Here is a 26,691-nt window from a genome sequence, read left to right as displayed (position 1 = left end):
AGAAGAGTATTTTCATGACAAACGTTTCCTATGACCAACCCGACCTCGCCCGTATTCAAGAAAGTCGCGAGGCTATTCGTTATCAGGCGATCATTGGCTCCGCTAATCTGTACCTCAAAGCCCTGAGCGATGAGTTGCTCGGCTTGAATGCTGCCGTCAGTGAACTGGACCTGACGGTTGCCAACACCATCACTTCGGCAATTTCGGCGCTGGACACGGACGAACTGAATGAAAACCTGCAAGCACTGGTCAATCTCAAAGGTGATGATTCAAACGCTGAAGCTGAAAAAGCACGCAAGGTGTATTCGCAAAACGTCACGCAACTGATCAAGTTGTGCACCGAGCAAATGACCAAGCTGCACTCGTCACTGCACAACGGTGTGTTTGGCGTGCAGAGCATCACCATCAGCAACAACCGTTTCAGGCTCGAAGAACTCGCCGCCGCCAAAATCAATCTGGACGGCGAATACAGCGCCGAGAATATACCTCTGGCTGAATTGAAAGAGGATGAGAATGTTCTGAACCTGGCGATTACAGAGTTTGAAAAGCTGACATTCATTGATCGAATCAAGCCTTTGCTCGAACAACTGAAGGCAATGATCGGCAACAAGCCCAAACCACCTGAAGCTGCAGCGCTGGAAGCCGGACTGATTGTCGCCAACAAGTTTCTCGACGAAGCCAACGAGCTGATCAAATACAACGACCTGATCAATGCGCGACAAATCATCCACACGCGCCTTGCTCAACGTGAGGAGCGCGTGGCGTCACTGGCCAAACAATTGCGGGACAACGACGACATGACTCGCCAGTTGAACGATACACAGAAAGTCGTGCCACACCTGCAAACCTACGTCAGCGAAACCGGTAAGTTGGTGGACGCATTGTCAGCGTTTCTCGGCGCGGTCATGGCTGCGCCCGACGAAGACACCCTGCTCCGCGGCGAGCGAGTGCTTGAACACAGCCAGGCCTTGCGCAATTACCTGATCCCCCTTCAGGGACGCTGGTTGCGCGGCTGATTGATGGCGCCTGCCCTTCAACGGCGATGTAGGGCAGGAACCTCGGCGCCATGGGCCGACAGACGCTGACGGAACTCGGCACCCATGGCGCGTATCTGCGGATGCGGGGACATAAGCAGCGATTCGCTGCTGACCCGCAAGAACTTCAAGCTGCCGATCACTAGCGCCTTGCGAAGCCATTGCAGTGCCTCTTCGATTCGCCCGGTTTCGGCCAGGATCGCGGCGTGACTAAACTGCCCGCGAAAGTCCCCACCCTCGGCGGAACGTCGATACCAGTTGTGCGCCGCTGTCAGATCCATCGGGCACACCCGCCCTTCTTCCAGATAACGTCCCAGCAGGTTCATCGATTTGACGTGGCCGGCTTCAGCGGCGCGTTGATACAGAGCCAGGGCTTGAAGTTGATCCTCAGGCACTCCGCGCCCGGTGGCGAGCAGATTGGCCAGGTTGTACATCGCCCAGTCCAGCCCGGCATCGGCGGCACTTCGATAGTGCCGTGCGGCAATCGACTCATCAGCGACACAACCCCACCCGTGCTCATGGCAACGCCCGAGCATGTTGCGCGCCATCAGGTAACCTTGCCCGGCAGCGATGCCGAACCAGCGCAGGGCCAGAGGCTGATCCTGGGCGATGCCACGGCCGTCGAGCAGGATCTGCCCCAGCAGCGCCTGCGCTTCAACAATGCCCTGGCCCGCAGCGAGAAGAATCGCCTGCGCGGCACGGGCCGGACTTTCTTCAAGCATGGCGCTGAGCTGCGCACCGTCGAGCACTTCCTCACGCCGCAGTTGAAAACTCATACCTCGACCCAGCGACGCAACAGATTGTGATAGGTGCCGGTCAGGCGGATCAGCGATGGATGATCAGGGACATCGCGGGTCAGTTGCTGGATGGCCCCGTCCATCTCGAACAACAAGGCGCGCTGACTGTCTTCGCGCACCAGGCTTTGCGTCCAGAAAAACGAGGCGAGTCGCGTTCCGCGTGTCACCGCGTTGACCTTGTGCAGGCTGGTGCCCGGGTACAGCACCATGTCGCCGGCGGGCAGTTTCACTCGCTGGGTGCCGAAGGTGTCCTGAATCTCCAGCTCGCCGCCGTCGTAATCCTCAGGCTCGCTGAAGAACAGCGTGGCGGACAAATCCGTGCGCACCCGCTCGATGCTGCCTTTGGGCTGACGCACCGCGTTGTCGATATGGAAATCGAAACTGCCACCGGCGGTGTAACAGTTCACCAACGGAGGAAAGACTTTGTGCGGTAGAGCAGCCGACATGAACAGCGGATTTTTCCACAGCCGCTCCAGCATCGCCGCGCCGATCTCCTTGGCCAACGGGTGGCCTTCCGGCAGTTGCAAATTGTGCTTGGCCTTGGCCGACTGGAAGCCGGCGGTGATCTTGCCATCGGCCCAATCGGCCTGTTCCAGAGCCTCGCGAATGCGCTGCACTTCGTCTTTCTCGAACAGGCCTGGAATGTGCAGCAGCATGACAAGACACCTGAATACGAAAGGGGCGCTAATGGTATTGATTCTTATTGCCAATGTAAAACACATCCGACGAATGAGTCAGCAGAAACCGTAAGGTTAAATTGTAAAGATTGTAAATTCAGTGCGAATAGTAATGTTTCGCAATTGTTACGAATACCTATTTACCCTATATTTCGCGGCCTCAAATCCTTGGGGAGGGGAATTCAAATGTCGCGTCAACAACCACAAGTACCGGTCAGTTCACCACGTCTGCTCGCATCGGCCATCGGCATGGCGATTACTGCCGGCTCTGCGGGCCACATGGTTTTCGCGGCGGAGAAAACCGACGGAAAAGCACCGGACAATGTGATTTCGCTGGGCGCCACCGCCATCACCGGCGAAGCCCAGGACGAGACAAGCTACAACGTAGAGAAAGCCTCCTCGCCCAAGTACACCGCGCCGCTGATCGACACGCCGCGCTCGGTGACCGTTGTTCCGCAGCAAGTCTTGAAAGACACCGGTTCGCTCAACCTGCAGGACGCGTTGCGCACTGTTCCAGGCATCACCTTCGGTGCCGGTGAAGGCGGTAATCCGCAAGGCGACCGTCCGTTCATCCGCGGCTTCGACGCCCAGGGCGACACCTATCTGGACGGCGTGCGCGATACCGGCTCCCAGAGCCGCGAGATCTTCGCCGTTGAATCGATTGAAGTCAGCAAAGGCCCGAACTCCGCGATCGGCGGCCGTGGCGCAGCGGGCGGCAGCATCAACCTGGTCAGCAAGAAAGCGCACCTGGGCGATTCGCTCGACGGTGGTTTCACCTGGGGTTCCGACCAGACCCAACGCTACACCTTCGACGGCAACTACCAGTTCACCGACACCGCCGCTGGCCGTCTGAACCTGCTGAGCCACGAGAGCAACGTCGCCGGGCGTGACAGCGTCAACTACGACCGCTGGGGTGTTGCACCGTCCCTGGCCTTCGGCCTGGGTACGGACACTCGCGTCAACCTCGACTATTACCACCTCGAAAGCAACGACACGCCGGATTCGGGCATTCCGTATTCGATCCCGGCCGGTGGCGCGGCTGCGCGTACCAAAGCCAATCCGGACAAGCCGAATGACGGCGGCGACAGCAGCAACTTCTATGGCCTGAACGACCGCGACTTCCGCAAGACCCGCGTCGATACGGCGACCTTCGCCATCGAGCACGACCTGAGCGACGCGCTGACCATCAAGAACACCCTGCGTCACGGCACCAGCATGCAGGACTACATCCTGACCCAGCCGGACGACAGTAAAGGCAACGTCAACAATGGTACCGTCTGGCGCCGCGCGAACACCCGCGTGAGCAACACCGAGACCACCACCAACCAGACCGACCTGTTTGGTGATGTCTACATCGCCGGTTTCAAGAACAGCTTCTCCACCGGTGTCGAGTACACCCATGAGGAAAACCAAAAGTCCTCGTACAACGTCAACACGGACACCACCCCGGGAACAACCCCGGTAACCACCAACTGTTCGCCGGCCCTGATCGGCGCGCCAAGTGGCTACAACTGCACCTCGCTGTCCAATCCGAACCCGAATGATCCGTGGAACGGCGCCATCTCGCGTAACTACGCCGGCACCGACACCAAGGCCGACACTTACGCACTGTATGTGTTCGACACCCTGACGTTGTCCGAGCAGTGGCTGGTGAACATGGGCCTGCGCTACGACCATTTCGACACCAGCTACAAAACCTTCAACGGTTCCAGCGTGACCACGTCCAAGGGCGATGACACCAGCGAATTCGTCACCGGTCAGTTCGGCGTGGTGTACAAACCTGCGGAAAACGGCAGCATCTATGCGTCCTACGCGACGTCCGCCACGCCACCGGGCAACACCCTGGGCGAAGGTTCGGAGGGCAACCCGTTGGGTGGCACACCGGATCGCAACGGCAACCTGCTGAAAAGCGACATGGAGCCGGAAACCACCAAGAACTACGAAATTGGTACCAAGTGGGACCTGTTGAACGATCGTCTGTCCGTGACCGCCGATATCTTCCGCACCGAGAAAGACAACGCTCGGGTGCAAACCAACACCACCACTTATGAGAACGCCGGTAAAACCCGCGTTCAAGGTGTCGAACTGTCGGCCAGCGGCAAGCTCACCGACAAATGGCAGGTCTTCGCCGGTTACGCCTACATGGACAGTGAACAAATCGATGGCGGTGATATGCCGGCAAACAAAGCCAACGACGGTAACGAACTGCCGAACACGCCGAAAAACAGCGCCAGCCTGTGGACGACCTATCAGGTCACGCCGAAGCTGACCATCGGCGGCGGTGCGTTCTATGTCGATGACGTGTTCGGCAACGTGGCCAACACCACCATGGTTGACTCCTACGTTCGTTACGACGCGATGGCAGCCTACAAGCTGAGCAAAAACGTCGACCTGCAACTGAACGTGCAGAACCTGACGGACGAAACCTACTACGACAAGGCGTTCTCGACTCACTTCGCCAACCAGGCGGCCGGTCGCACCGCGTTGCTGAGCACCAACTTCCACTTCTGATGGACATTTGAATACGCAACCTCTTCTGTAGGAGCGAGCTCGCTCGCGATGGTCGTCAACGATGACGCGGTTAGCCTGAAACCCCACGTCGTTCTTGAGTTCATCGCGAGCAAGCTCGCTCCTGCAGAGGTCGGTGTTGGCGCAGGCCCCGTTCATCCAGATGAACGGGGCTTTTGCGCGTAAAAAAATGCTTCTCGACAACCCCACGGCATAATGCGCGCCGTGATGAATCAACTTGAACGAACAAGGCGAGTGACGTGTTGAAGAAAACCCTGTTCCAGTTGCACTGGTTTTTCGGCATCAGCGCCGGGCTGGTCCTGGCCCTGATGGGCATTACCGGGGCGGCGGTGTCGTTTCAGGATGAAATCCTGAGCACACTCAACCCTTCTGTATTGCAGGTCGAAAAACAGCTCGCCGGTGTGCTGCCGCCTGCCGAACTGGTGGAGCACATCGAAGACGCTTCGGGCAAAAAAGTCTCGATGCTCACCGTGGAAACCGACAGCGGCAACGCCGCCAAAGTGTGGTTCACCCCGCCGCCGGGTGAACGCCGTGGCGAGATGCGCTACTTCGACCCGTACACCGCCGAATTCCTCGGCGACGCCAGCGGCAAGGATTTCTTCGGCCTGATGCTGCAACTGCACCGCTTCCTCGCCATGGGCGACACGGGTCGGCAGATCACCGGTGCGTGCACGTTGATCCTGGTGTTCTTCTGCCTGTCCGGCCTGTACCTGCGCTGGCCTCGCCAGTGGAGAAGCTGGCGCGCCTGGCTGACCCTGGACTGGAAGAAAAAGGGTCGCAGCTTCAACTGGGACCTGCACTCGGTGGCCGGCACCTGGTGCCTGGTGTTTTACCTCCTGGCAGCGCTGACCGGGTTGTCCTGGTCCTACGAGTGGTACAACAAGGGCCTGACCCGGTTGCTCTCCGACTCACCGCAGAACGAACGCGTTCGCGGCGGACGTGGCCCTGCGCCGCAAGGTCCGGCACCAACAGCCGATTATGCGGCAATGTGGAGCAGTATCTACAGCGCTGCCGGCCCGCAACTCAGTTCCTATAACGTGCGCATGCCGCCAGTGGCCGGCCAGCCAGCGACCGTTTACTTCCTGCTGAAAACCTCGCCCCACGACCGGGCGCTGAACCAGATCACCCTCGACCCGGCCACGGGCGTGGTCAAACGGGTTGACCGCTATAGCGACAAGAGCCTCAAGGCGCAACTGCTGACCAGCATCTATGCACTGCACGTCGGCAGTTACTTCGGCATCGTCGGGCGCATCATCCTGACCCTTACGGCGCTGAGCATGCCGCTGTTCTTCGTCACCGGCTGGATGCTGTACCTGGATCGTCGCCGCAAAAAAAGACAGATCAAGGATGCGCGCAAAGACCTCGTGCAAACCGCCAGCGATGTGCCAGCGTGGCTGATCGGCTTCGCCAGCCAAAGTGGTTTTGCCGAGCAGCTGGCGTGGCAGACTGCCGGCCAATTGCAGGCCGCCGGATTAGCGGTGAAGGTGCAGCCACTGGCAAATGTCAGCGAACAGGATTTGCGTGATTCCAGTAATGCGCTGTTCGTGGTCAGCACCTTTGGTGACGGCGATGCACCGGACAGTGCTCGCGGTTTCGAGCGCAAGGTACTGGGTAGGACTTCGACGCTCGACAGCCTGAACTACGCCGTGCTCGGTCTCGGTGATCGTCAATATCAACACTTTTGCGGGTTCGCCAAACGCCTGCATCAGTGGCTGGGCGAACACGGCGGCAAGACGTTGTTCGCGCCAGTGGAAGTCGACAGTGGTGACCCCTACGCCCTGCGTCACTGGCAAACCCAGCTCGGTCTGCTCACCGGGCAGGCACCGGTCGATACCTGGCAGGCACCGAGCTACGACAACTGGACACTGGTGCGTCGCGAACTGATGAACCCTGACAGCAGCGGTTCGCCGGTTTATCTGTTGGGCCTGATTGCTCCGAACACCAGCAGTTGGCTTGCCGGCGATCTCGTCGAAGTGCTGCCACGCAACTGCCCGTGGGCCATCGAACACTTCCTCGACGGCCTCGGTATTCGTGGCGAGACCACAGTGAAAATCAACGGCCTCGAAGAGCCGCTTGAAGTAGCGCTGGCGTCGCGTCAACTGCCGGAACACCGCGCGCATCTGGTGGGCCTGCATGCTCAATCATTGGTCGATGCGATGGTCCCTTTGGCTGTGCGTGAATACTCGATCGCCTCAATTGCAGCAGACGGCGTGCTGGAGCTGATCGTGCGCCAGGAACGGCATGCCGACGGCAGCCTCGGCATTGGTTCCGGCTGGTTGACCGAACATACGCCGGTGGGTGGCAGCATCAGCCTGAGGGTACGGCGTAACAGCGGATTCCATTTGCCGAACCAGCCGGTGCCGATGATTCTGCTGGGTAACGGCACGGGTCTGGCCGGGTTACGCAGTTTGCTCAAGGCACGGATTGCTGACGGCCAACAGCGTCAGTGGCTGCTGTTTGGCGAGCGAAATCGTGAGCACGATTTCCTCTGCCGCGCGGAACTGGAAGAATGGTTGATCAACGGTGATCTGGCGCGTCTCGACCTGGCCTTCTCGCGGGATCAGGCCGAGAAGATCTACGTGCAGGATCGCTTGAAGGAGTCGGCCGAGGAACTGAAAAAATGGCTGGCAGAGGGTGCGGTGATTTACATCTGCGGCAGTATGCATGGGATGGCCAGCGGGGTTGATCAAGTGTTGCAGGAAGTCCTGGGAGCAGCGCAGGTAGAAACGCTTATCGAACAAAACCGTTATCGCCGCGACGTCTATTGAGTGCAGCCGGATCTCATCCGGCTACAACTCCACGTTGCTCATTGTTCTTCAACAGCATATTTACCTTTATGGCGCATGAAGTCTGACCACTCCTGCAACCTGTCTATCCGCAGTTGCAGTGGGTTCAGCAAGCTGGCAACCAGGTTCAGCACCAAGAGCACTGTCGAATACGTCGAGGAAGCTGTTATTGATGAAAGCCTGTCAATCATCACCGTCAATAACAGCTGAATCCTGTTCAGAAAATTGCCGAAGTTGAATAGCGCGGAAGCGGAGGACGCGTATATGCCTGTCAAACGATACAGCTCCAGCGTTTGCGGTTCAGGATCTCCTCTGTACGGCCTCCTGAAATCGAAGGGGGAGGTCCCGGAACCCGAAGGAGGCTTTTGCGGTGAGTAGCCATACGCCTCTATTTTTTGTTTTCTTGCTGCAACGATGCGGTAGAACATTGGATGAATTCCTCGCTCCATCGAGGAGACATTCAATCTGTACCGTTCAACTGTTTTCAGGTTGGTGCGGCACTGCTCAATGAAATAGCTGACGACTCCGGAAACGTTGTAAAAGCTGCAAATGCCAAGGTGAGGTTGGTGGAAGTCGAAAGGAGCGCACCCCAAAGTATCAACAGCCACCCGTCGATAACGCGTCACGCCTGGCTTGGCCTCAATGAAAACCTGCCGAAGATCTCGGGCTTGATCGACGCAGGCAAGCACTCCCGCCCTTACCGACTCCACATCATCCACCAAGGACTGAAATCTGGAGAGATCGGCGTCAGCCTCTTCACTCAACTTCTGCGCATAGGCACTTAGCACCTTTGATGTCTCAGGGGTGGAGTGAGTGATGAAATCCCTGTGGAGCACCTCGTTCAAGAACAATTTGTATGCGCGCAACGAAATAAAATCATCTTCCTGAAAAAACAGGACATCCCTGCTCTCGTCGCTCATAGGCGCCTCCTGTGAATATTCAATCCCGAGTAATAGAATCATTAAATAACCGTGCATCGAGCGGCTCGACGCACGGCCATTCAAGGGCGGTATGAAACGTAATACTTACAGATAAGAAAGCTGATTCAGGTAACCGACAAAACCATTGGCGGTAGAGAAAAATTCTGAAATCTGCTTACTCAAGGGCATAGCCTGATGAGCCTTCATCGAGTTCAAGAAACTCGACACTGTTTTGTCGATCTTTTCGAACTCTGTCACGTAGAGCTTGCGCTGTTCATTCATCTCGCCAAAAACTTCGATCAGCTTGATCTTGTCGGCAGTGATTCGTGCGCTACGCTTTTCGGCAGCGATTTGCGCCTGTACCTCCAAAGTCTTATCACGAAGTACCTGATTCTGTTTTACCATCAAGACAAAGGAAACACTCTTGACTGCGCCCTCCAGGTCCTGTTTCACTTTTTCGATCGCTGCCAGCACAAGATCAACCTGAGATGGCTTTGCACCAAGTTTCTTGACCGTTTCAACACTCAGTTCGATATTTTTGGTAATACCGGAAATTCCGAGTTTATTGAGTTCATCCACAGCTTCGTTGATGACTGCACGTTTTTTTTCAAGATCAGTCAGGCTGGAATCCAAACGTTCCAATACGACTTCACGCTCTGAAACGTCATTAATCAACGAGGCTTTGAATCCCTGCACGGTCGTCTCGTCGTAGTCTGCGTTGATATTCTTGAGGCTCTCACTCAACGAGTTGGAGACTTCACTGACGGATGCCTGTGCTTCATTTAACAACACAGCCTGCTCGCCATTAATTTCATCGACCTCTTCGGAACCTTCTTGCAGTTCTTCATCGAGCGACATCAACTGTCCAAGCGTGGATTTAAGTAAAAATTCGGTTTTCAGAGCCCTTTCCCTGACCACATTGGAGCAGCTCGAAATGTCGACCGAAAGTGTTTTAAATTTTTCGCTCAAGTCCGGAAGATAATCAGTCTTCATAAACAACAACTTTGCTTCCACTGCAATGTTACGCAGCTTCGAACTGCTGCCCTGCAAGACATCGGTTTGCACGCCAGGGTACATATCACTTTGCATTAAAGACCTCCTTGATCTTTTTCCTTGAAAACCGTACTCCCTCATGTATTCCATTTCCGCCTCGCGGAATAATTCAACAAGTTCATCCGCGCTGTCGTGGATTGCGCGCCATGGCGCAGCGACCAAACGAAATTGAGTAATGAAGGCTAGCAAGCGAACGCCGCCTTCGATCTTCGAGATCGCTTTTCCGGAGCTTTCGATGTAGGTATGGAGCACATTCCAGGTATGAACCACGTTATTTGTCGCCACTTCAGCTTCCAGAGCGACCGTCTGCATATCCTGCATGTCACCTCTGATCCGTGCGATCGAGCCCAGGGTCTTGGACTTGCTCTCAAGGCTATTGATGGCCGCTGCCTGGAGGCGGCTCAGATCATTGCGCCGGGATCGAACACTTTCAGCTTCGACTCCGATATAGATGGCAACCCCCAACCCTATGAGCGAAAAATTGCTCGCCGACTCAAGCGATTTCATTACCAGCGCCTTGTACTCTTTATTCAACTCATCAATCTGATTAGCGCGTTCCTTGATCTCGTTATTCAAACTCTCGATATCCGCCGCGTACGTATTGCTCTCGAGAGCCAGCGCCAGCAACTTGATCGTGGGAATGACATCGTTAGTCAGTTGTCGACTAAACGTATTTAGATCGATTTTGATTTCAACGGCCGTCTGCAGATGCTCCTTGACCTGTTCGAAGATCAGATCCAGAACATCTCCCAGATTCGGGATGGTGTCCTCTTCCAACGCAAGATCCGGGAACGGTTTGCCTTCTTTCACTTCCCAGTCACGCAACTCCTTGTAGTTGGTGATTTTGTGCGTGCCCAGCGACTTTGCCAGCTTGATTTCAGCGAAAACTTCCTCGACCGAAGTAAGGTATACCTCCATGCTCAAAGCAAACACTTTCAAGTGGGTTCCCGTCAGCATGATGCGAGAGCGCAGGGGGGACCACAAACTGGCATGCGAGTTTATCTTCGTAAAAGATGCGAGAAAGTCTTCGGTTGTGAAGCCCTTGCCACCGTCTTCGTCGCCAAAGTTCAGATAGGTCGCAAGGGATCGCTCGTTGGTCGGAAGTGCCAGCCCTACGGCTTCGTACTTTCGCAGGGAAATGATTTGGGCTTTGGTCAGTATCAAACCGTTTGGGCGGGTAATGTCATTCGTACCCCCGGTCGACAAAGACATTAGTGATTGGGGGACAACGGCTGCAAGATCTGCAATTTCTTCGTGATTTTTGCCTTCCAGGCTCTTTTCCCACAATATAGCGGACATAGCGACTCCTTTCTAAAATTTGACTCTTAACCAGACCATTTAACTTTCATAGCCTGCTTATCGCCATAAAATTGAGAAAAGAAAGTAAGCAACCCGCCAATGTCGATCAAGCGATTAAATATATGAAAATATGATAGCTAGAAAACCGGGATAAAACCCCAGCAAAAAACATCAAACTCAGCGACTAACGAGAGCCACTGAAACTTCAACCAACATCTACATACCAATACCCAGAGCCATGCATTTGACAGTAATGACAAATAAAACCACGCAACTTCCAGTATCAGCTTTTTGTGCAAAAAACATTTCCCACATAGCGAGCAACTGCCGAGTCACACGGTGACAGTGTTTGCTCGAATACCGACACACCATTCAGATCGCGCAACACCACGTTCAACGCCCCCGTCTGTCCATTGATATTCACCTCGCCGAAAAACTGAAATCCGGCAAACGGCGAGGCGTTATGCACAGGGGAGGCCTTCTCGAATACCACTTCAGGACCAAAGGTCATATCCAGCGAGTCAGGCCCGAAACTGCCCGCATTCAACGGCCCGGCAATAAACTCCCAGAACGGTTCAAAGTCCTGGAACGCTGCCCGATCCGGGTGGTAATGATGGGCCGCGCAGTAATGCACATCCGCCGTCAGAAACAGGAAATTGCGCACCTGCTGCGCCCGCAGGAAACCGAGCAATTCGGCGATTTCCAGTTCGCGACCCCGGGCAGGTCCAGGGTCGCCGTTGGCCACCGCTTCCCACCGCGTGACACCGGGGCTGACTTCACCGTCAGGCGCGCCAAGGCCGATGGACATGTCAGTAGCGATCACTTTCCATTGCGCGTTCGAGGCCTGCATTTCGCGCTTGAGCCAGTCCAGTTGCTCACGCCCGAGAAACGGCCTGGCTTCGCCAAGGTTGTCGTCGTTGGCCCCGCGATAACTGCGCATGTCCAGCACGAACACATCCAGCAGCGGCCCGTAACCAAGCTTGCGATAGATCCGCCCGCCACTCTCGGCACTCTGCAAGCGCATCGGCGCGTATTCGAGCCAGGCTTGACGCGCGCGGTCCACCAGGCTGTGGATATCTTTGCTCTGGTACCGTGCATCCGGCTTTTTGCCCGGCGACCAGTTGTTCATCACTTCGTGGTCGTCCCACTGCCAGATCTGCGGGACCTCGGCATTGAAGCGGCGAATGTTTTCGTCCATCAGGTTGTAGCGGTAATTGCCGCGATACTCATCGAGGGTCTCGGCGACTTTGCTCTTGGCCTCGGTGGTGATGTTGCGCCACACCCGGCCGCCTTCCGCGCTGAGCTGCGCCGGGATCGGGTTGTCGGCGTAAATGGTATCGCCGCTGTGGATAAAGAAGTCGGGCAGGCGCCGGCGCATCGACTCGTAGATGCGCATGCCGCCAATGTCCGGGTTGATACCGAAGCCCTGGCCGGCCGTGTCGCCACTCCAGACAAACCGGATGTCGCGCCGGGTCTGCGGCACGCTGCGCAAGTGACCGAACCAGGGTTCACTGACAACACCGCTGTGGGCGTCTTCAAATTGCACTCGATAGAAAATCGCCTGGTCGGCGGGCAGCCCGGTGAGTTCGACCCGGGCAGTGAAATCGGTGCGCGCATCAGCCAGGGGCGAGACAAATCGCCGAGGGTCGGGAAACAGGCTGCGGGTGTCCCACTCCACCACCATCCGTGCGGGGCGGTCGCAGCGACTCCAGATGATCGCCCGGTCACCCAGCAGATCGCCGGACTGCACGCCGTCGGTGAGTTGTGGCCGATCCTTGACCGAAGCGATCACCGCCGGCGCCAGCCCCGGCAACAACAACCCGGCGCCGACCGCTTGCATGACACGACGGCGCCCGAGATTGAAATCGCTCATGGGGTTCTCCCTGAAATGGAAAACCAATGCATGGCCCTATGACCCAGACATGACACAAATCCTTCCCACACCCTACCACCCACAGTTATTGGTGTCAGGCCTTGGCCGGCTCCAGTGCCAGCTCCACCGTCTCCGGCCGCTTCACCAACGCATACACCACCGCCGTCAACAGGCTCCCCGCGACAATCGCCAGCAGATACAACAGCGCATGGTTGATCGCATTCGGGATCGCCAGCACGAACAAACCGCCGTGGGGCGCCATCAGTTTGCAGCCGAAATACATCGACAGCGCACCGGTCAGTGCACCGCCGGCGATACTCGCCGGAATCACCCGCAACGGATCTTTTGCGGCAAACGGAATCGCCCCTTCGGAGATGAAGCATAGCCCCAGCACCAGCGCCGCTTTGCCGGCTTCGCGTTCAGTCTGCGCAAACTTGCGTCGGGCAATGAACGTGGCGATGCCCAGGCCAATCGGCGGCACCATGCCGGCGGCCATGGTCGCTGCCATCGGCGCGTAGCTCTGCGATGCCAGCAAGCCGACCGAGAAGGCATAGGCCGCTTTATTGATCGGCCCGCCGAGGTCGACACACATCATTCCACCCAGCAGCACACCGAGCAGGATCGCGTTGGTGGTGCCCATGCTGTCGAGGAAATGCGTGAGTCCGGCGAGCATCCCGGCCACCGGTTTGCCAACCACGTAGATCATCACCAGACCAGTGAACAGACTCGCCAGCAACGGAATGATCAGGATCGGTTTCAATGCCTCAAGGCTCTGGGGTAAACGCGCGTATTTATTGATCGCCCTGGCCGCATAACCGGCGAGGAAACCGGCAATGATCCCGCCAATGAAACCGGCACCCAGGGTGCTCGCCAGCAGCCCGCCGATCATCCCCGGTGCGAGGCCCGGACGGTCGGCGATGGAATAGGCGATGTAGCCTGCCAGCAACGGCACCATCAGCTTGAACGCAGTGTCGCCACCGATCTGCATCAACGCCGCCGCCAGCGTGCCCTCTTCCTTGAACGCGGTGATGCCGAACACGAACGACAAGGCGATCAGCAAGCCGCCGGCGACCACCATCGGCAACATGAACGACACGCCGGTCAGCAGGTGTTTGTAAATGCCGGTTTTTTCCTGTTTGACCGTTGTATTGGCAGCGCTTGATGCGCTTTCCTGCTGGCCTTCGGCCAAGGCTTTTTTCAAGGTTGCTTCGGCTTGCTTGAGGGCAATGCCGGTGCCACAGCGATAGATCTTCTTGCCGGCGAAACGCTCGGTGGCGACTTCGATATCGGCCGCCAGCAGCACCACATCGGCCTCGGCAATCGCCGCTGCGCTCAATGGATTGCGCGCACCGACCGAGCCCTGGGTTTCCACCTGCAGGTCATAGCCCAGGCGCTTGGCCGCTTGCTGCAAGGCTTCGGCAGCCATGAACGTGTGAGCGACGCCCGTCGGGCATGCGGTGACGGCCACCAGGCGCGGCGCGTGTTGGGCAACAGCCACTGGCTCGATGACCGCTTCAGAAGCGGCGTAAACCTGCGCTTCCCGGGCACCACGTTGCAGCACGGCTTCCACGTCTTGCAGGGCCTGGGCCGGGGTGCTCTGGAACACTCGCTTGCCGACAAACCGCGCCATGTCCACGGGCGCGCTGGTCACCAGCAGCACCCACTCGGCCGCGTCGAGGGTGGCCGCCGACAATTGCTTTTCCGGATGTGCGACATCGGTGATTTCGACACTGGTGCTCCAGCCCTGACGCTGGGCCGCGGCATCAAGCAACCGGGCACACAGCACACTGGTGACCATGCCGTTCGGGCAGGCCGTAATGATGGCTAACTTCATGACAAACCCTCTTATTGTTCTGTCAGGGGACGCACGCGCACACCCTGTTCGAGCTGCGCCAGTTGCGCTGCATCGCCAATGCCGAATCCGATCTGGGTCACTGCCATCGCGGCAATCGCCGTGGCAGTGCGCAAGGTTTGCTCCGGCGTATCGGCACTGAGCAAACCGTGAAGCATCCCCGCCAGCAACGAATCACCCGCGCCCACCGTGCTGGCGACGCTGACCCTGGGTGGCGTAGCATGCAGAGCCGAGCCGACGCTGAACCAGTTCACGCCTTCGGCGCCGTGGGAAATCACCACATGCTCGATGCCTTGGGCGTGCAAACGCTCCGCTGCCAAGGCCTGGGCACTGACCGACACGACCTCGCAGTCCAGCACCTCGGCCAGCTCTTCGGCGTTGGGTTTGATCAGCCAGGGTCCCGCTTTGAGCGCTGCACGCAACGCATCGCCGCTGGTATCGAGGGCAACGTTCAGGCCCAGCGTCTTCAAGCGCAAAATCAGTGCCTGCAACCACTGCGCACTGACGCCCAAGGGCAAGCTTCCGGCGACCACCACCGCATCGTGACCCGGGGCAATCTGCTCCAGTCGATCGATCAAGGCCTGCTGCGCCGCTTCGCTGACCTGCGGCCCCGGTCCGTTGATGTCGGTGATGCGGCCGTCGCTTTCCGCCAGTTTGATGTTGCTGCGGGTTTCACCGGGAACGCGGATGAAGGCGTCGACAAAACCGCGTTTGGCGAACAGCGTTTCAAACGCTTGCAGGTTGTCTTCGCCAAGAAAACCACTGACGGTCAACTGATGCCCGAGGTCGGCCAGCACTTGCGCCACGTTCACACCTTTACCGGCGGCGTGGGTGTGCATGACATCGCTGCGATTGACCTGGCCGGCTTCAAGGCGCGGCAACTGGACGGTCAGGTCCAGCGCCGGGTTGAGGGTCAGGGTGAGAATCCGTGCCATTACAGGGCCTCCACGAGTGCGCGCACTTCATTGGCGCTGCCCACGGCCAAGGCCTGTCGGGCAAGGGTTTGAGTCTGAGTGAAGCCCAGTTCGCGAATCCGCGCCTTGACCTCGGCAATACTGCGCGCGCCGACACTGAGCTCATCCACCCCGAGGCCGACCAGTACCGGCACCGCCAGCGGGTCGGCTGCCAGCTCGCCGCACACGCCGACCCATTTGCCGTGGGCATGGGCCGCGCGCACGGTGATGTCGATCAGTTGCAGCACCGCCGGATGCAAGCCATCGGCCTGGGCCGACAGCGTCGGATGGCCACGGTCGATGGCAAGCGTGTATTGGGTCAGGTCGTTGGTACCAACGCTGAAAAAGTCGACCTCTTTGGCCAGCACCGGCGCCAGCAAGGCCGCCGACGGCACTTCGATCATGATCCCCAGTTGCAGGTCGGCAACCGGGATTTCCAGGCGCAGACGTTCGGTCATGTCACGGGCCTGGCGCCACTCGTCAACGCTGCCTACCATCGGGAACATGATCCGCAGTGGACGGTTGTCGGCAGCCCGCAGCAAGGCACGCAGTTGTGCTTCCATGATCTGCGGGCGCTGCAAGGTCAGGCGAATGCCACGCACGCCGAGAAAGGGGTTTTCTTCCTTCGCAATCGGCCAGTACGGCAGCGGTTTGTCGCCACCGACATCGAGAGTACGCACCACCAATGGTCGCCCGGCCAGACCGTCGAGGACGCGGCGGTACTCGGCTTCCTGGGTCGCCTCGTCGGGCGCTTGCGGGTGGGCCATGAAAATCAGTTCGGTGCGCAACAAGCCGATACCTTCGGCGCCCTGCTCCACCGCACTGGTGACGCCGGCACTTTCGCCGATATTGGCGAACACTTCGACGGCATGGCCGTCGGTGGTCAGTGCCGGCTGGTGGCGTTGCTCGGCGGCTGCCTTCAAGCGCTGCTCGCGGGTATCGCGTTCGGTCGTGGCGCGCTGCAAGGTCATCGCGTCAGCGTCCACATGCAGACGCCCACGCTGGCCATCGAGCAGCAATGGCGTACCCGACGCCAGCAGCAACACGCCAGGGCCGGCGCCGACCAATGCCGGAATTCCCAGGGCCCGGGCAACAATCGCACTGTGCGCCGTAGCGCCGCCCCGTGCGGTGAGAATCCCGGCCACGCGAGCCGGGTCCAGACGCGCGACGTCGGACGGGCCGACCTCGTCCATCACCAGAATGTACGGTTGATCCGGTTCGCTCGGGGTTTCGATACCACTGAGTTGCAGCAATACGCGACGCCCGATGTCGCGCAAGTCGGCAGCGCGCTCGGCGAGCAAGGCATCCTGCAACGCTTCCTGCTGCAGGGCCGCCGCTTCAATCACGACCATCCACGCAGCCTCCGCGCTTTCGCCCTGCTTGAGGCGCGTATCGACCTCATCGGTCAGTTCCGGGTCGTCGAGCATCTCCTGGTGGGTGATGAAGATTTCGCGAATGGCTTTGCTTTTGCTGCGTTCGATCAATCCCTGGATGTCCCGGCGCACCTGCGCCAGAGCATGCTGGAGACGTTCACGCTCGATGGCGGCGGATTCACCACGCAACGGGTAATCGATGGTTTGCAGGACTTGAATATGCGCCGGACCGATGGCGATGCCCGGTGCGGCGGCAATGGCCTGGACCACGCTGCCGGATGTCGGGGCGAGAATCACTTCGGCCATATCGGCAACGACTTCCCGTGCCTGGCTGACTGGCGGCAGCGGCTCGACTTCCTCACCGAGGCCTTCTTCGATGGCGGCCAACAAGGCCGGCAACGCATCCGCCGCGATGCCCGGTTCGGCGATGAATTCCAGGACCTGCCCGCGACGGGCGCCGAGGCTGAGCAGTTTGCTCAGGCTCTTCACCGACACCGCGCTGTCGTGGCCGTCGACGATCCGCACGCGGATTTCACCCTCAAAACTTTTCGCCAGTTGCGCGAGGATTTTCGCCGGCCGCGCATGCAAACCATGAGCATTGGCCAAGGCAATGCGCGCACTGGGCCAGTCGGCGGGCACTTCGCCACCGAGCACTTCGAGAACTTTGCGACTGCTGGTGGCGCGCCCCAATTCATGGCCACGCCCTTCGATCAACAACGCGCACAGGCGCTCGAGCAGGGCTTGATGGGCTTCACCGAGGCTGGCCAGGCAGAACAGTCCATTGAGCGGCTGGCCGAGATAGCGCAGTGGTTTGTCCGGGGTGACGAAGGCCAGACCGGGGCGTTTCACCGTTTGCTCGCTGTGCAGCCACCACAGGCCATCGCCCAACGGCAACGCTTCAACCTGTTGCAGCACGGCGGAAAAACCATTGCTCACGCAGTCGGCCTGGCGCAACAAACGTGCGCCGCGCCACACCAGCTCCTCGAAATCTTCGGCCGCCACACCGAGGCCGATCATCTGCGCATCCAGCGCCAGCTCCTGCGGCGCGCCTTGCAGCAATTTCAGCAGCGCTTCAGCGGAACCGGCGCGACGCAGGGCCTGGCCCAGGTCAGTCTCGCCGAGGGCGCGGGTCAGCAATTGCAACAGGCGCAGATGCTCATCGGATTTGGCTGCGATACCGATCGCCAGGTAAACGATATGACCGTCGCCCCAGTCCACACCTTCAGGGAACTGCATCAGGCGCACACCGGTGGTGAAAACCAGATCGCGGGTTTCGGGAGTACCGTGGGGAATGGCAATACCTTGACCGAGAAAGGTCGAGCCCTGGGCCTCCCGCGCCTGTAAACCGGCCAGATAACCCTCGGCAACCAGGCCGTCGGCGACCAGATGCCGGGCCAGCAATTGCAGCGCTGCGGATTTATCCACAGCCGACTGGCCCATGGAAATCTGCTCTACAGTGAGCTCGAGCATGCTTTCTCCTTTTTGGCGCCTTGGGGCACCAGGTATTGTTTTGAATGAGTCAGCTTAGGCGCTTGGTCATCGCTTTTGGCGGTTTCACGGCAGAACCGGCCAAAGGCACCTAAAACGTAGAAAATACGCCTGCTGAAACGTTTAATCTAGATCGATTGGCACGTTACTCGATATTGGCCCATCCTTGAAGTCCAACTTGTCGGATGCGTTGCGACAATGGTCGCCTGCCTTAATCGGTTAGGATTGACGAAAATGTCGAGGCAATCTCGAAAAAACAAGGAAACAGCGGGTTGAAACTCAGTGATATTGCCCAGTTGGCCGGTGTGTCCGTCACCACCGCCAGCTATGTCATCAATGGCAAGGCCGAACAACAGCGCATCAGTAGCGCCACCGTCGAACGCGTGCGCGCGGTCGTCGAACAACATGGCTTCACGCCTAACCCACAGGCCGCCGGCTTGCGCAGCCGACACACGCGCACGTTGGGGTTCATTCTGCCGGATCTGGAAAACCCCAGTTACGCGCGAATCGCCAAATTGCTCGAACAAGGCGCACGCGCCCGCGGTTATCAGCTGCTGATCGCCAGTTCCGACGATGCCCCGGACAGCGAGCGGCAATTGCTGCAACTGTTCCGCGCCCGGCGTTGCGACGCGCTGATCGTTGCCAGCTGCCTGCCGGCCGGCGACGACAGCTATCACCAGTTGCAAGCCAAGGGCATACCGATCATTGCCATCGACCGGGTCATGGAACCCGAGCACTTCTGCTCCGTGATCAGCGACGACCGCGAGGCCAGCCTGCAACTGACCCGCAGCCTGCTGGAGCCGCAGCCCAAACAGATCGCCCTGATCGGTGCCCGCCCGGAACTGAGCATCAGCCGGGAACGCGCCGCGGGCTTCAATGAGGCCCTCACCGGGTTCAGCGGCGAAGTACTGATCGAAGAAGGCGAATCTTTCAGCCGCGAGTGCGGCAAACAATTGATGGAAGAGTTGCTGCTGCGCCTGGGCCATTTGCCCGATGCGTTGGTGACCACCTCCTACGTTTTGCTTCAGGGCGTGTTCGATGCGCTGCACGACTTCCCGCTGAAAAACCGCCCGCTGCGCCTCGGCACATTTGGCGACACCCAGTTGCTCGACTTCCTGCCATTGCCGGTCAATGCCATGGCCCAGCAACACCAGTTGATCGCCGACAAGGCCCTCGCGCTGGCCCTGGCAGCCATTGAGCAGTCGGATTACCGGCCCGGCGTACAAGCCATTGCGCGCACGTTCAAGCAGCGTATTCGCCAGGACTGAACCGTGGAGCTGATCGATACCCACACCCATCTGGATTTTCCGGACTTCGACGCTGACCGCCAGGCATTGCTGGCCGAAAGCCGCGCCCTCGGGGTGCGGCGGATCGTGGTGCTGGGGGTTTACCAGGCTAATTGGCAACGGGTCTGGGAGTTGGTGCAGAGTGACCCCGACCTGCACGCCGCGTTCGGGCTGCATCCGGTGTATCTGGACGATCATCGCCCGCAACACCTGAGCGAACTCGGTGACTGGCTGACCCGCCTGGCCGGCCATCGGCAACTGTGTGCAGTGGGCGAGATCGGCCTGGACTACTTCATCGAATCCCTCGACCGCGACCGCCAACAGGCGTTGTTCGAGGCGCAATTGCAACTGGCGGCGGACTTCAATCTTCCGGCATTGATCCATGTGCGGCGTAGCCATGCGGCGGTGATTGCCACACTCAAACGGTTTCGCCTGAAACGTGCCGGGATCATCCACGCCTTCGCCGGCAGCAAGGAGGAGGCGCGGGAATACATCAAGCTCGGTTTCAAGCTCGGCCTTGGCGGTGCCCCGACCTGGCCACAGGCGCTGCGCATGCACCGCGTGCTCGCTGAGCTGCCTCTGGATTCGGTGGTGCTGGAAACCGACTCGCCGGACATGGCGCCCGCCATGTTCCCGGGCCAGCGCAACAGCCCGGCACACTTGCCGGCGATCTGCGCGGCGTTGGCCGGCATCATGGCGATCAGCCCCGAGCAATTGGCCGCGGCCAGTACAGCCAATGCCTGCGAGTTGTTCAACTGGTCATAACGGCCAGCACCAGCCAACTGTGGGAGCGGGCTTGCTCGCGAAAGCGATCTTTCAGTCACATTGATGTTGAATGTGCCGCCGTCTTCGCGGGCAAGCCCGCTCCCACAGGTTTCCCGAGGAACCTTTCAAACCCGGAATGCGCTGATCAACTGTTTCAACTCCACGACCTGAGCCGACAACGCCCGACTGGCGTCTTCGGTCTGGTGCGCACCTTCAGCGGTACGCTCACCGGCGCGATTGATCTCGACGATGTTCTGGTCGATGTCGTGGGCCACGGCGGTTTGTTGCTCCACGGCGGCGGCAATCTGCTGGTTCTGGTCGACGATCATGCCGACCGCACCCAAAATGTTTTCCAGCGCCCGCTGGACCTTCTCCGACTGCCCCACCGTGCCGTTGGCCATTTCATGGCTGGTGCCCATGGCCTTGACCGCTGCGCCGACTCCGCCATGGAGCTTGGCGATCATCTGCTCGATTTCTTCGGTCGATTGCTGGGTACGCTTGGCCAGGGTCCGGACTTCATCGGCGACCACGGCGAAACCGCGCCCCTGCTCACCGGCCCGTGCGGCCTCGATAGCGGCATTGAGTGCCAGCAGGTTGGTCTGCTCGGCGATGCTCTTGATCACTTCCAGAACGCGGCTGATGGACTGGCTGTCGCTGGCCAGTTGATTGATCACCAGCACCGACTGATCAATTTCGTTGGCCAGGGCGGCAATGCTGCCTTGCTGCGACTCCACCAGACCGCGACCGCTGATGGTTTCGTCGTTGACACTGTGGGCGCTGCTCACCGCCGCTGCAGCACTGCGCGCGACCTCCTGGGAAGTGGCCGACATCTGGTTCATCGCCGTGGCCACTTGTTCAATCTGTGTACGCTGTCCGGCGACGGCCTGGTTGCTTTGCGCGGAAACGCTTTGCACCTGACCGGCCTGGCGCTCGACTTCGCTGACGGTCTGCCCCACCCGTTCGATCAGGTCATGGATTTTCTTCACGGTGCCGTTGAACACCTCGCCCAATTCGCCCAGCTCGTCACGGCTGTGGGCGCTAAAGGTCACGGTCATGTCGCCGGCCGCCACTTTGTCCATCACCGCTCCCAGACGCTTGAGCGTGGTGCGGGTCGAGGCATAGAAAGCACCGTAGAGATAAAAGATCAACACGAATACGACTGATAACGCCACGGCCTGCAAGACCATGTGCGTGCGGTTCTGGTCCAGGCGTTGCTGCAACTGCGGGCCCAGATACTTGAGGGTTGCTTCGTTGAGTTGGTAAGTCTGGTCCATCAGGGCGCTGACCTGATCGTAAAAGCCCTGCCACGGCGCATCGAGGGTATCGGCCATGACCACTTGCTCTTCGAACAGCTCGCTGGCTTTCTTCAAGGATGCCCAGCTGCTATCGGACTGAGCGGCCAGGGTGTCGCGGGCGGCTTTGCTGGAACCCAAGGCGTCCTGCAACTTCAGGCCATATTCGGCCTGGAGCTTTTCAATCTGCGCCAGCAATTCATCGAAACGGGTACTCGAAGCCGAGTTGATGAAACCCTGCCCCAACGAGTAAGACCCCATTGCCCGACCTTCGCCCAGAATCTGGGTGACACGTGGTGTGACGAGGGTGACGAGTTCGCTCAACTGGCGCATGTCGCTCTGGTTGTCGCGGCTGAGGCCGGACTGGCTGGTGATGAGCTGGCTGAAAATCTGCGCGCTGCCCACCAGTTTGCTGATCAGGGCACTTTTGCTCTGCAGGGAGTTTTCCGTTTGCTGGGCCTTGAACGCGGCGATCATTTCATCGCGCTTGCCATCAAACACCGCGACCTGCTCCGGGTCGCTGGTCATCGCCGTCAGCCCTTGCAGGCGAGTCAGAATATTCTGTTCGAGGGTGCTGATTTTCGATTCGACATTGCCGGCCTTGCCGGATTGGCCGAGGCTGACATTGATCTGCACCAGGTTGTTCAGGGTTTCCAGATCGCGCCGTAACGTCAGGCTGCTGCCCAACAGATCGAGACTTTGCAGTTCGATGCGCGTGCCCTGGAATTCGCGGTAGGAGTCACGCACCAGATAGAAGTTGGTCACCAGCATCGGCACCAGGAACAGTACGCTGATCAGGCTGAACTTCATGCCGAAGCTCAGGCGATTCATCAGTGCGACAGCGGGATAGAGCAAGCTCTTCACTGGATGTCTCCCTTCAATTTCTTATTTTTTTTATTGGCAGGCGCAGACAGACAGCAGATAGCCACTATACGGCGCTATCTCTGTATAACTTAAATCGGCAGGATGTTTTGTAACTTAAGGTTAACGACAGGTTTCATCCGCACTGGCGGATGAACCATTGTGGCGAGGGGGCTTGCCCCTCACCACAAGGGAATTAACTGCAGGACTAATGCAAGACCGTCCACAACGCAAACCCCGCATACCAGAGCACCGCCGCACGCAGCAGCAGCGCCCAGATGCGGTCCAGGTTGTTGATACCTTCCACGCCGGCCACCGGTGCCGGAATTTCACCGGCCACCAGCCCGACTTTCACGATCAATTGCGCGGCGCTGATGTTCCAGTTCAGCAGTTCATGCAGCATCACCCGACTGACCGCGACAAAATTGCCGACCAACGCCAGGCTGGCCGCCAGCAGACGCACCGGCAACCAGTCGAAGGCGTGGCGCAGTTGCCCGGCGCGCTCGACCAGCGCCGGGTTTTTCCCGTGCTCTTCGGCCAGTGCCAGCAGCCGATAACTCAGCGCCGCGACCGGCCCTAAGAGGAAGTACCAGAAAATCACCGCGAAAAAGCTCTGGTAGGCCTCCCACAGCAAATGCCCTTCGACCTGCTCCAGCAACTGCTCGCCACTGTCTGCGCAGATATCCAGATCGCGCTGGGCGACATGGGCCGCTGCTTGCAGGTCCTCCCGACGCCAGGCATCGCGGAACGGCCCGAGATCGCCCAACAGATCACCGCGCCCCAGGCTGTAGATCACGACCAGCAAATGGATCGGCAACGCGAGCAACCCGTAGGCCACCGGCTCGATGACGATCAGCAGCAAACCCAGCAACGCCACCGGCAACAAGACCACTACCGACAACACCAGCCATGGCCGGCCCGAAAGCCGCGGGCTGGCCTCAAGCTTGTTCAGCTCGTGTATCCAGCCACTGTCACGCTGAACCCGATGGCGCAGGGCCGAGAACTTCTCGATCCACACCGCCAACAGCAACACCAGAAAACTCATCGTCCTTCCTCTTGTGCCAGGGCGGCACGATAGCGTGCCCAGTCGAACGCCGGCCCTGGATCGGTTTTGCGCCCCGGTGCAATGTCGCTGTGCCCGCAGATGCGCTCTGTGGTGATTGCCGTGAACGCCTGTTGCAACTGGCGGGTCAGGGCTGTCAACGCGTTGTATTGCGCGTCGGTGAACGGCAGATCATCCGTGCCTTCGAGCTCGATGCCCACGGAAAAATCGTTACAGGTCTCCCGCCCCTTGAAGCTCGATACCCCTGCATGCCACGCACGCTCAAGACATGAAACAAACTGGGTGACCGTTCCGTCACGCTCGATCAGAAAGTGCGCGGACACCCGCAAATCCGCAATCCCTTCAAAATAGGGATGTTCGGTGACATCCAGGCGATTCTGGAAAAACTCCTGCACCTTGCCCGTGGCGAACTGCGCTGGTGGCAGGCTGATGTTGTGGATCACCAGCAGGGAAATCTCGTCTGTGGGGCGCGCATTGAAGTTGGGTGAGGGGCAGACATGCACACCCTGAATCCAACCGCTCGCGGGGTCCAACTGCATACCGATTCCTTCAACGTCGACTGTGTTGGCACAGTATGCCGCGATATTCCCCCAAGGCGCGATCACTTGCCGCGCTTGAGGTTGCCGATCACCCGCTCGAGAGCTCGCTCGAACAGCAAGGTGTCGTCAAGCACTCGCGCCACGCCATTGCGCAGCTCCAGGGCCAGGTCAGGGCGACTGCGCTCGAGCACTTTCATGCCGGTGCGGTTGACGAAGATGTATTGGCCGGTGGTTGCAATGATGGCCACCAGTTTGCAGCGAAGGCTGTTTTCCGGGTCTTCCTGAAATTCGACCCAGCAGCCCGGAAGCATTTTATCGACCTGACGCAACCCCGCATCGTCCGCCAGCAAACGTATCGGCTCACTGTGCACCTGACTTTCGTCAGCCATGTGCAGGACGACAGGCATCAGCACTTCGATCATCAGCGACGCACTGGCGGATGCGCCCCCCGCTGCCTGAACGTGCAAGCTTTCCAGCTCGCTGAAAAATTCACTGGCGGCAAATGGATCGAACGCCGATGAGTTCAGTCCGTCGCGCAACGACTTGAGCAAATCCGGTATCAGGGCCAACATCCTGGTCGCATCGGACTCGTGGTGGCGCTGAACGCTCCAGACCAATTGCTCCAGGGTACGCACATCGGCATGCCACTCTGCCGACTGATCGCCATGCTTGAGGTACGTCAACAGCAGTACTTTGCTCCAGGCCTCCTGGACAAACCCCAACACGCCTTGCGGCAGGAACTTGCCAAACAACGCCTGATTCAGCACCTGCTCGACACGCTGGCGGGCCAGCCCGGTCTTGGCCCGTCCTTCCTCGGCATCACGAATGCGTTGTTCGAGCAACTCGCTGCGACGGCGCTCGTCCTGGGTAAACGCGAGAAAATCGGCCAGCAGTTCGGAAAATATCGCGGGGTCATCGACAAAGTCATTCAACAAACGTTGTACGACCTGATCGATGCGCACGTACAGGCTGTCACGCTGATGATCGTCACAGGCATCCCACCCCATTGCCGCGCTGGCGATTTCGTTGAGCAGGCGTCGTGCCGGGTGACTGCTGCGACTGAAGAAACTCTTGTCGAGCACGGCCACCTTGACCAGTGGAATCTGCAATCGGCCGATCAGCGCCTTGAGGGGATCCGGCAGATTGCGATCATCGAGCATGCATTCGAACAGCATGGCGACCAGGTTGATCACATCTTCATCGGCCTCCCCGAGAACCCGCGACCTGCCACTTTTGACGCTGACCCGGGTGAGTAACTGTTCGAGCTGGTTGCGCAGGTCAAAATCGTCCACGACTTCCGGAGCCGGCACGTATTGCTGCAAATGCGACAGCAGGCGCAACAGATCGCGCGTGGATATCGGCAGCGCAGTGGCACTGACTTCCAGCGTTGGTGACAGGCTGCCGCGAACGTTGAACAGCAGGGCCTGCAACGCAGCGAAAACCTCCTGGACATTTTCATCGATGGGCAAGCAGGCCGCAGTAGCGCCCTCATCAGTCGATTCGACGGGGGCGCTGTCAGGCCGGTCCATGGTACGGCGCACCGGGGCCGGTTTAAGGCCGGGCAACACACCGGTAGCAAGCAGCAGTTGATTGGCTTCGGCGTAAAGTTGATCGGTCTCGCTGAGCACATAACGCTCGAACAACCCGAGGATGATCAGCTTGACCTTGATCTCCAGCCCCAGCTGGCGTGCAGCCTGCAAGAAGTATTCGCAGAGCATCGCCGGGCTCAGGGGGTTGTGCAGATCGCCCAACGCCTTGCCCGACAAGGCGCAGAGTCGGGCCGTCAGTTGATCCAGGGCCAACCCGTCGCGGTCCAGCACCCGGCTGACCATCGCGTCCACCGCGACTGAGCGCTCCCGCTCGTCATCAGTTTGTGCCAAGGATGCATCGGCCGCCAAGGCCTGGGGCATGGCTGCAATGGCAGGGTCGTACTGGGCAAGCCGGATGAACGCGCCGAAAAACTGCTCGAGAAACACCCGCTCGATGCTTTTGTGCTTGAGACGCAAATCGCGCATTGTTTGAAAGAAGATGTTCTGCTCGACGTCACAGCGAGCTCGGTCGGCCATTTCGAAGAGGGTGTCGTCGGCGTTATCGAACAACGCCTGCAATCCGTGTCGCAGCTGTTGTGCGGCCTTGTCGCGGACCTGGAGAAGAATCGCCGGCAGTCGGGCGAGTGGCGATTGAGCCACCTGGTCGGTAGTTGCCTTGTGCAAAGGCACTACATTCCCGTCGTTGTGCATTCGGCCTCCCT

The 26,691-nt window shown here is 59.0% G+C and carries 17 protein-coding genes; 5 read left to right on the top strand and 12 right to left on the bottom strand.

The window, feature by feature from the left end:
* Positions 1–14: 14 nt before the first annotated feature.
* Entirely contained in the window at positions 15–1,016 is a 1,002-nt protein-coding gene (locus tag ACXX83_RS00625) for an alpha-xenorhabdolysin family binary toxin subunit B (protein WP_458547340.1), read from the top strand.
* A 17-nt stretch (positions 1,017–1,033) separates the two neighbouring features.
* On the opposite strand, the gene ACXX83_RS00620 is transcribed toward ACXX83_RS00625, so the two are convergent.
* Positions 1,034–1,810, bottom strand: coding sequence for a tetratricopeptide repeat protein (locus tag ACXX83_RS00620; RefSeq protein ID WP_458547339.1), 777 nt, complete (start codon positions 1,808–1,810; stop codon positions 1,034–1,036).
* The gene (locus tag ACXX83_RS00615) at positions 1,807–2,487 is read right to left on the bottom strand and encodes a Fe2+-dependent dioxygenase (protein ID WP_007973074.1); all 681 of its coding nucleotides are present in this window, start codon (positions 2,485–2,487) and stop codon (positions 1,807–1,809) included. The genes ACXX83_RS00620 and ACXX83_RS00615 overlap by 4 nt, the downstream gene beginning before the upstream one ends.
* A 207-nt stretch (positions 2,488–2,694) precedes the next feature.
* On the opposite strand from ACXX83_RS00615, the gene ACXX83_RS00610 reads away from it, so the two are divergent.
* Positions 2,695–5,019, top strand: a complete 2,325-nt coding sequence (locus ACXX83_RS00610) for a TonB-dependent receptor (RefSeq protein WP_458547338.1) — start codon at positions 2,695–2,697, stop codon at positions 5,017–5,019.
* Positions 5,020–5,276: 257 nt separating this feature from the next.
* The gene (locus tag ACXX83_RS00605; protein ID WP_458547337.1) at positions 5,277–7,805 is read left to right on the top strand and encodes a PepSY domain-containing protein; all 2,529 of its coding nucleotides are present in this window, start codon (positions 5,277–5,279) and stop codon (positions 7,803–7,805) included.
* A 38-nt stretch (positions 7,806–7,843) separates the two neighbouring features.
* Here the strand turns inward: ACXX83_RS00605 and ACXX83_RS00600 are convergent, their stop codons facing one another.
* The 6 genes from ACXX83_RS00600 to ptsP form a co-directional block, all read right to left on the bottom strand.
* Positions 7,844–8,743 (bottom strand): hypothetical protein, encoded by a 900-nt coding sequence (locus ACXX83_RS00600; RefSeq protein WP_458547336.1) that lies wholly within the window; start codon positions 8,741–8,743, stop codon positions 7,844–7,846.
* A gap of 105 nt (positions 8,744–8,848) precedes the next feature.
* The gene (locus tag ACXX83_RS00595) at positions 8,849–11,095 is read right to left on the bottom strand and encodes an alpha-xenorhabdolysin family binary toxin subunit A (protein WP_458547335.1); all 2,247 of its coding nucleotides are present in this window, start codon (positions 11,093–11,095) and stop codon (positions 8,849–8,851) included.
* A gap of 283 nt (positions 11,096–11,378) precedes the next feature.
* Positions 11,379–12,968 carry an alkaline phosphatase D family protein gene (locus tag ACXX83_RS00590; protein WP_458547334.1) on the bottom strand — a complete coding sequence of 530 codons (1,590 nt, stop codon included), beginning with the start codon at positions 12,966–12,968 and terminating at the stop codon, positions 11,379–11,381.
* 94 nt (positions 12,969–13,062) lie between these two features.
* Positions 13,063–14,802 carry a PTS fructose-like transporter subunit IIB gene (locus ACXX83_RS00585; protein ID WP_217837170.1) on the bottom strand — a complete coding sequence of 580 codons (1,740 nt, stop codon included), beginning with the start codon at positions 14,800–14,802 and terminating at the stop codon, positions 13,063–13,065.
* Between the two features lie 11 nt (positions 14,803–14,813).
* Positions 14,814–15,755, bottom strand: a complete 942-nt coding sequence (gene pfkB, locus ACXX83_RS00580) for a 1-phosphofructokinase (protein WP_015093451.1) — start codon at positions 15,753–15,755, stop codon at positions 14,814–14,816.
* Positions 15,755–18,616: a phosphoenolpyruvate--protein phosphotransferase gene (ptsP, locus tag ACXX83_RS00575; RefSeq protein WP_458547333.1), complete on the bottom strand. Its 2,862-nt coding sequence runs from the start codon at positions 18,614–18,616 to the stop codon at positions 15,755–15,757. Before ptsP ends, pfkB begins: the two co-directional genes overlap by 1 nt.
* 290 nt (positions 18,617–18,906) lie before the next feature.
* Between ptsP and cra the strand changes: the two genes are divergently transcribed.
* Together cra and ACXX83_RS00565 are read left to right on the top strand one after the other, a co-directional pair.
* On the top strand, positions 18,907–19,902 hold the full coding sequence (cra, locus tag ACXX83_RS00570; protein WP_217837168.1) for a catabolite repressor/activator: 996 nt from the start codon (positions 18,907–18,909) through the stop codon (positions 19,900–19,902).
* 3 nt (positions 19,903–19,905) lie between these two features.
* Entirely contained in the window at positions 19,906–20,685 is a 780-nt protein-coding gene (locus ACXX83_RS00565) for a TatD family hydrolase (protein WP_217837167.1), read from the top strand.
* Positions 20,686–20,810: 125 nt separating this feature from the next.
* Here the strand turns inward: ACXX83_RS00565 and ACXX83_RS00560 are convergent, their stop codons facing one another.
* The 4 genes from ACXX83_RS00560 to ACXX83_RS00545 all read right to left on the bottom strand — a co-directional run bounded on the left by ACXX83_RS00560 (position 20,811) and on the right by ACXX83_RS00545 (position 26,680).
* Complete coding sequence (locus ACXX83_RS00560; RefSeq protein ID WP_458547332.1) at positions 20,811–22,841, bottom strand: methyl-accepting chemotaxis protein; 2,031 nt, start codon at positions 22,839–22,841, stop codon at positions 20,811–20,813.
* A 205-nt stretch (positions 22,842–23,046) separates the two neighbouring features.
* Positions 23,047–23,883, bottom strand: a complete 837-nt coding sequence (ampE, locus tag ACXX83_RS00555; protein ID WP_217837165.1) for a regulatory signaling modulator protein AmpE — start codon at positions 23,881–23,883, stop codon at positions 23,047–23,049.
* Complete coding sequence (ampD, locus tag ACXX83_RS00550) at positions 23,880–24,440, bottom strand: 1,6-anhydro-N-acetylmuramyl-L-alanine amidase AmpD (protein ID WP_217837164.1); 561 nt, start codon at positions 24,438–24,440, stop codon at positions 23,880–23,882. Before ampD ends, ampE begins: the two co-directional genes overlap by 4 nt.
* 62 nt (positions 24,441–24,502) lie before the next feature.
* Entirely contained in the window at positions 24,503–26,680 is a 2,178-nt protein-coding gene (locus tag ACXX83_RS00545; RefSeq protein WP_458547331.1) for a DUF1631 domain-containing protein, read from the bottom strand.
* Between the last annotated feature and the right edge of the window lie 11 nt (positions 26,681–26,691).

It is taken from the genome of Pseudomonas sp. GNP012, from assembly GCF_054343835.1.
The sequence above is the reverse complement of the archived record's forward strand: the minus strand, read 5'-3'. Positions and strand labels throughout refer to the sequence as shown.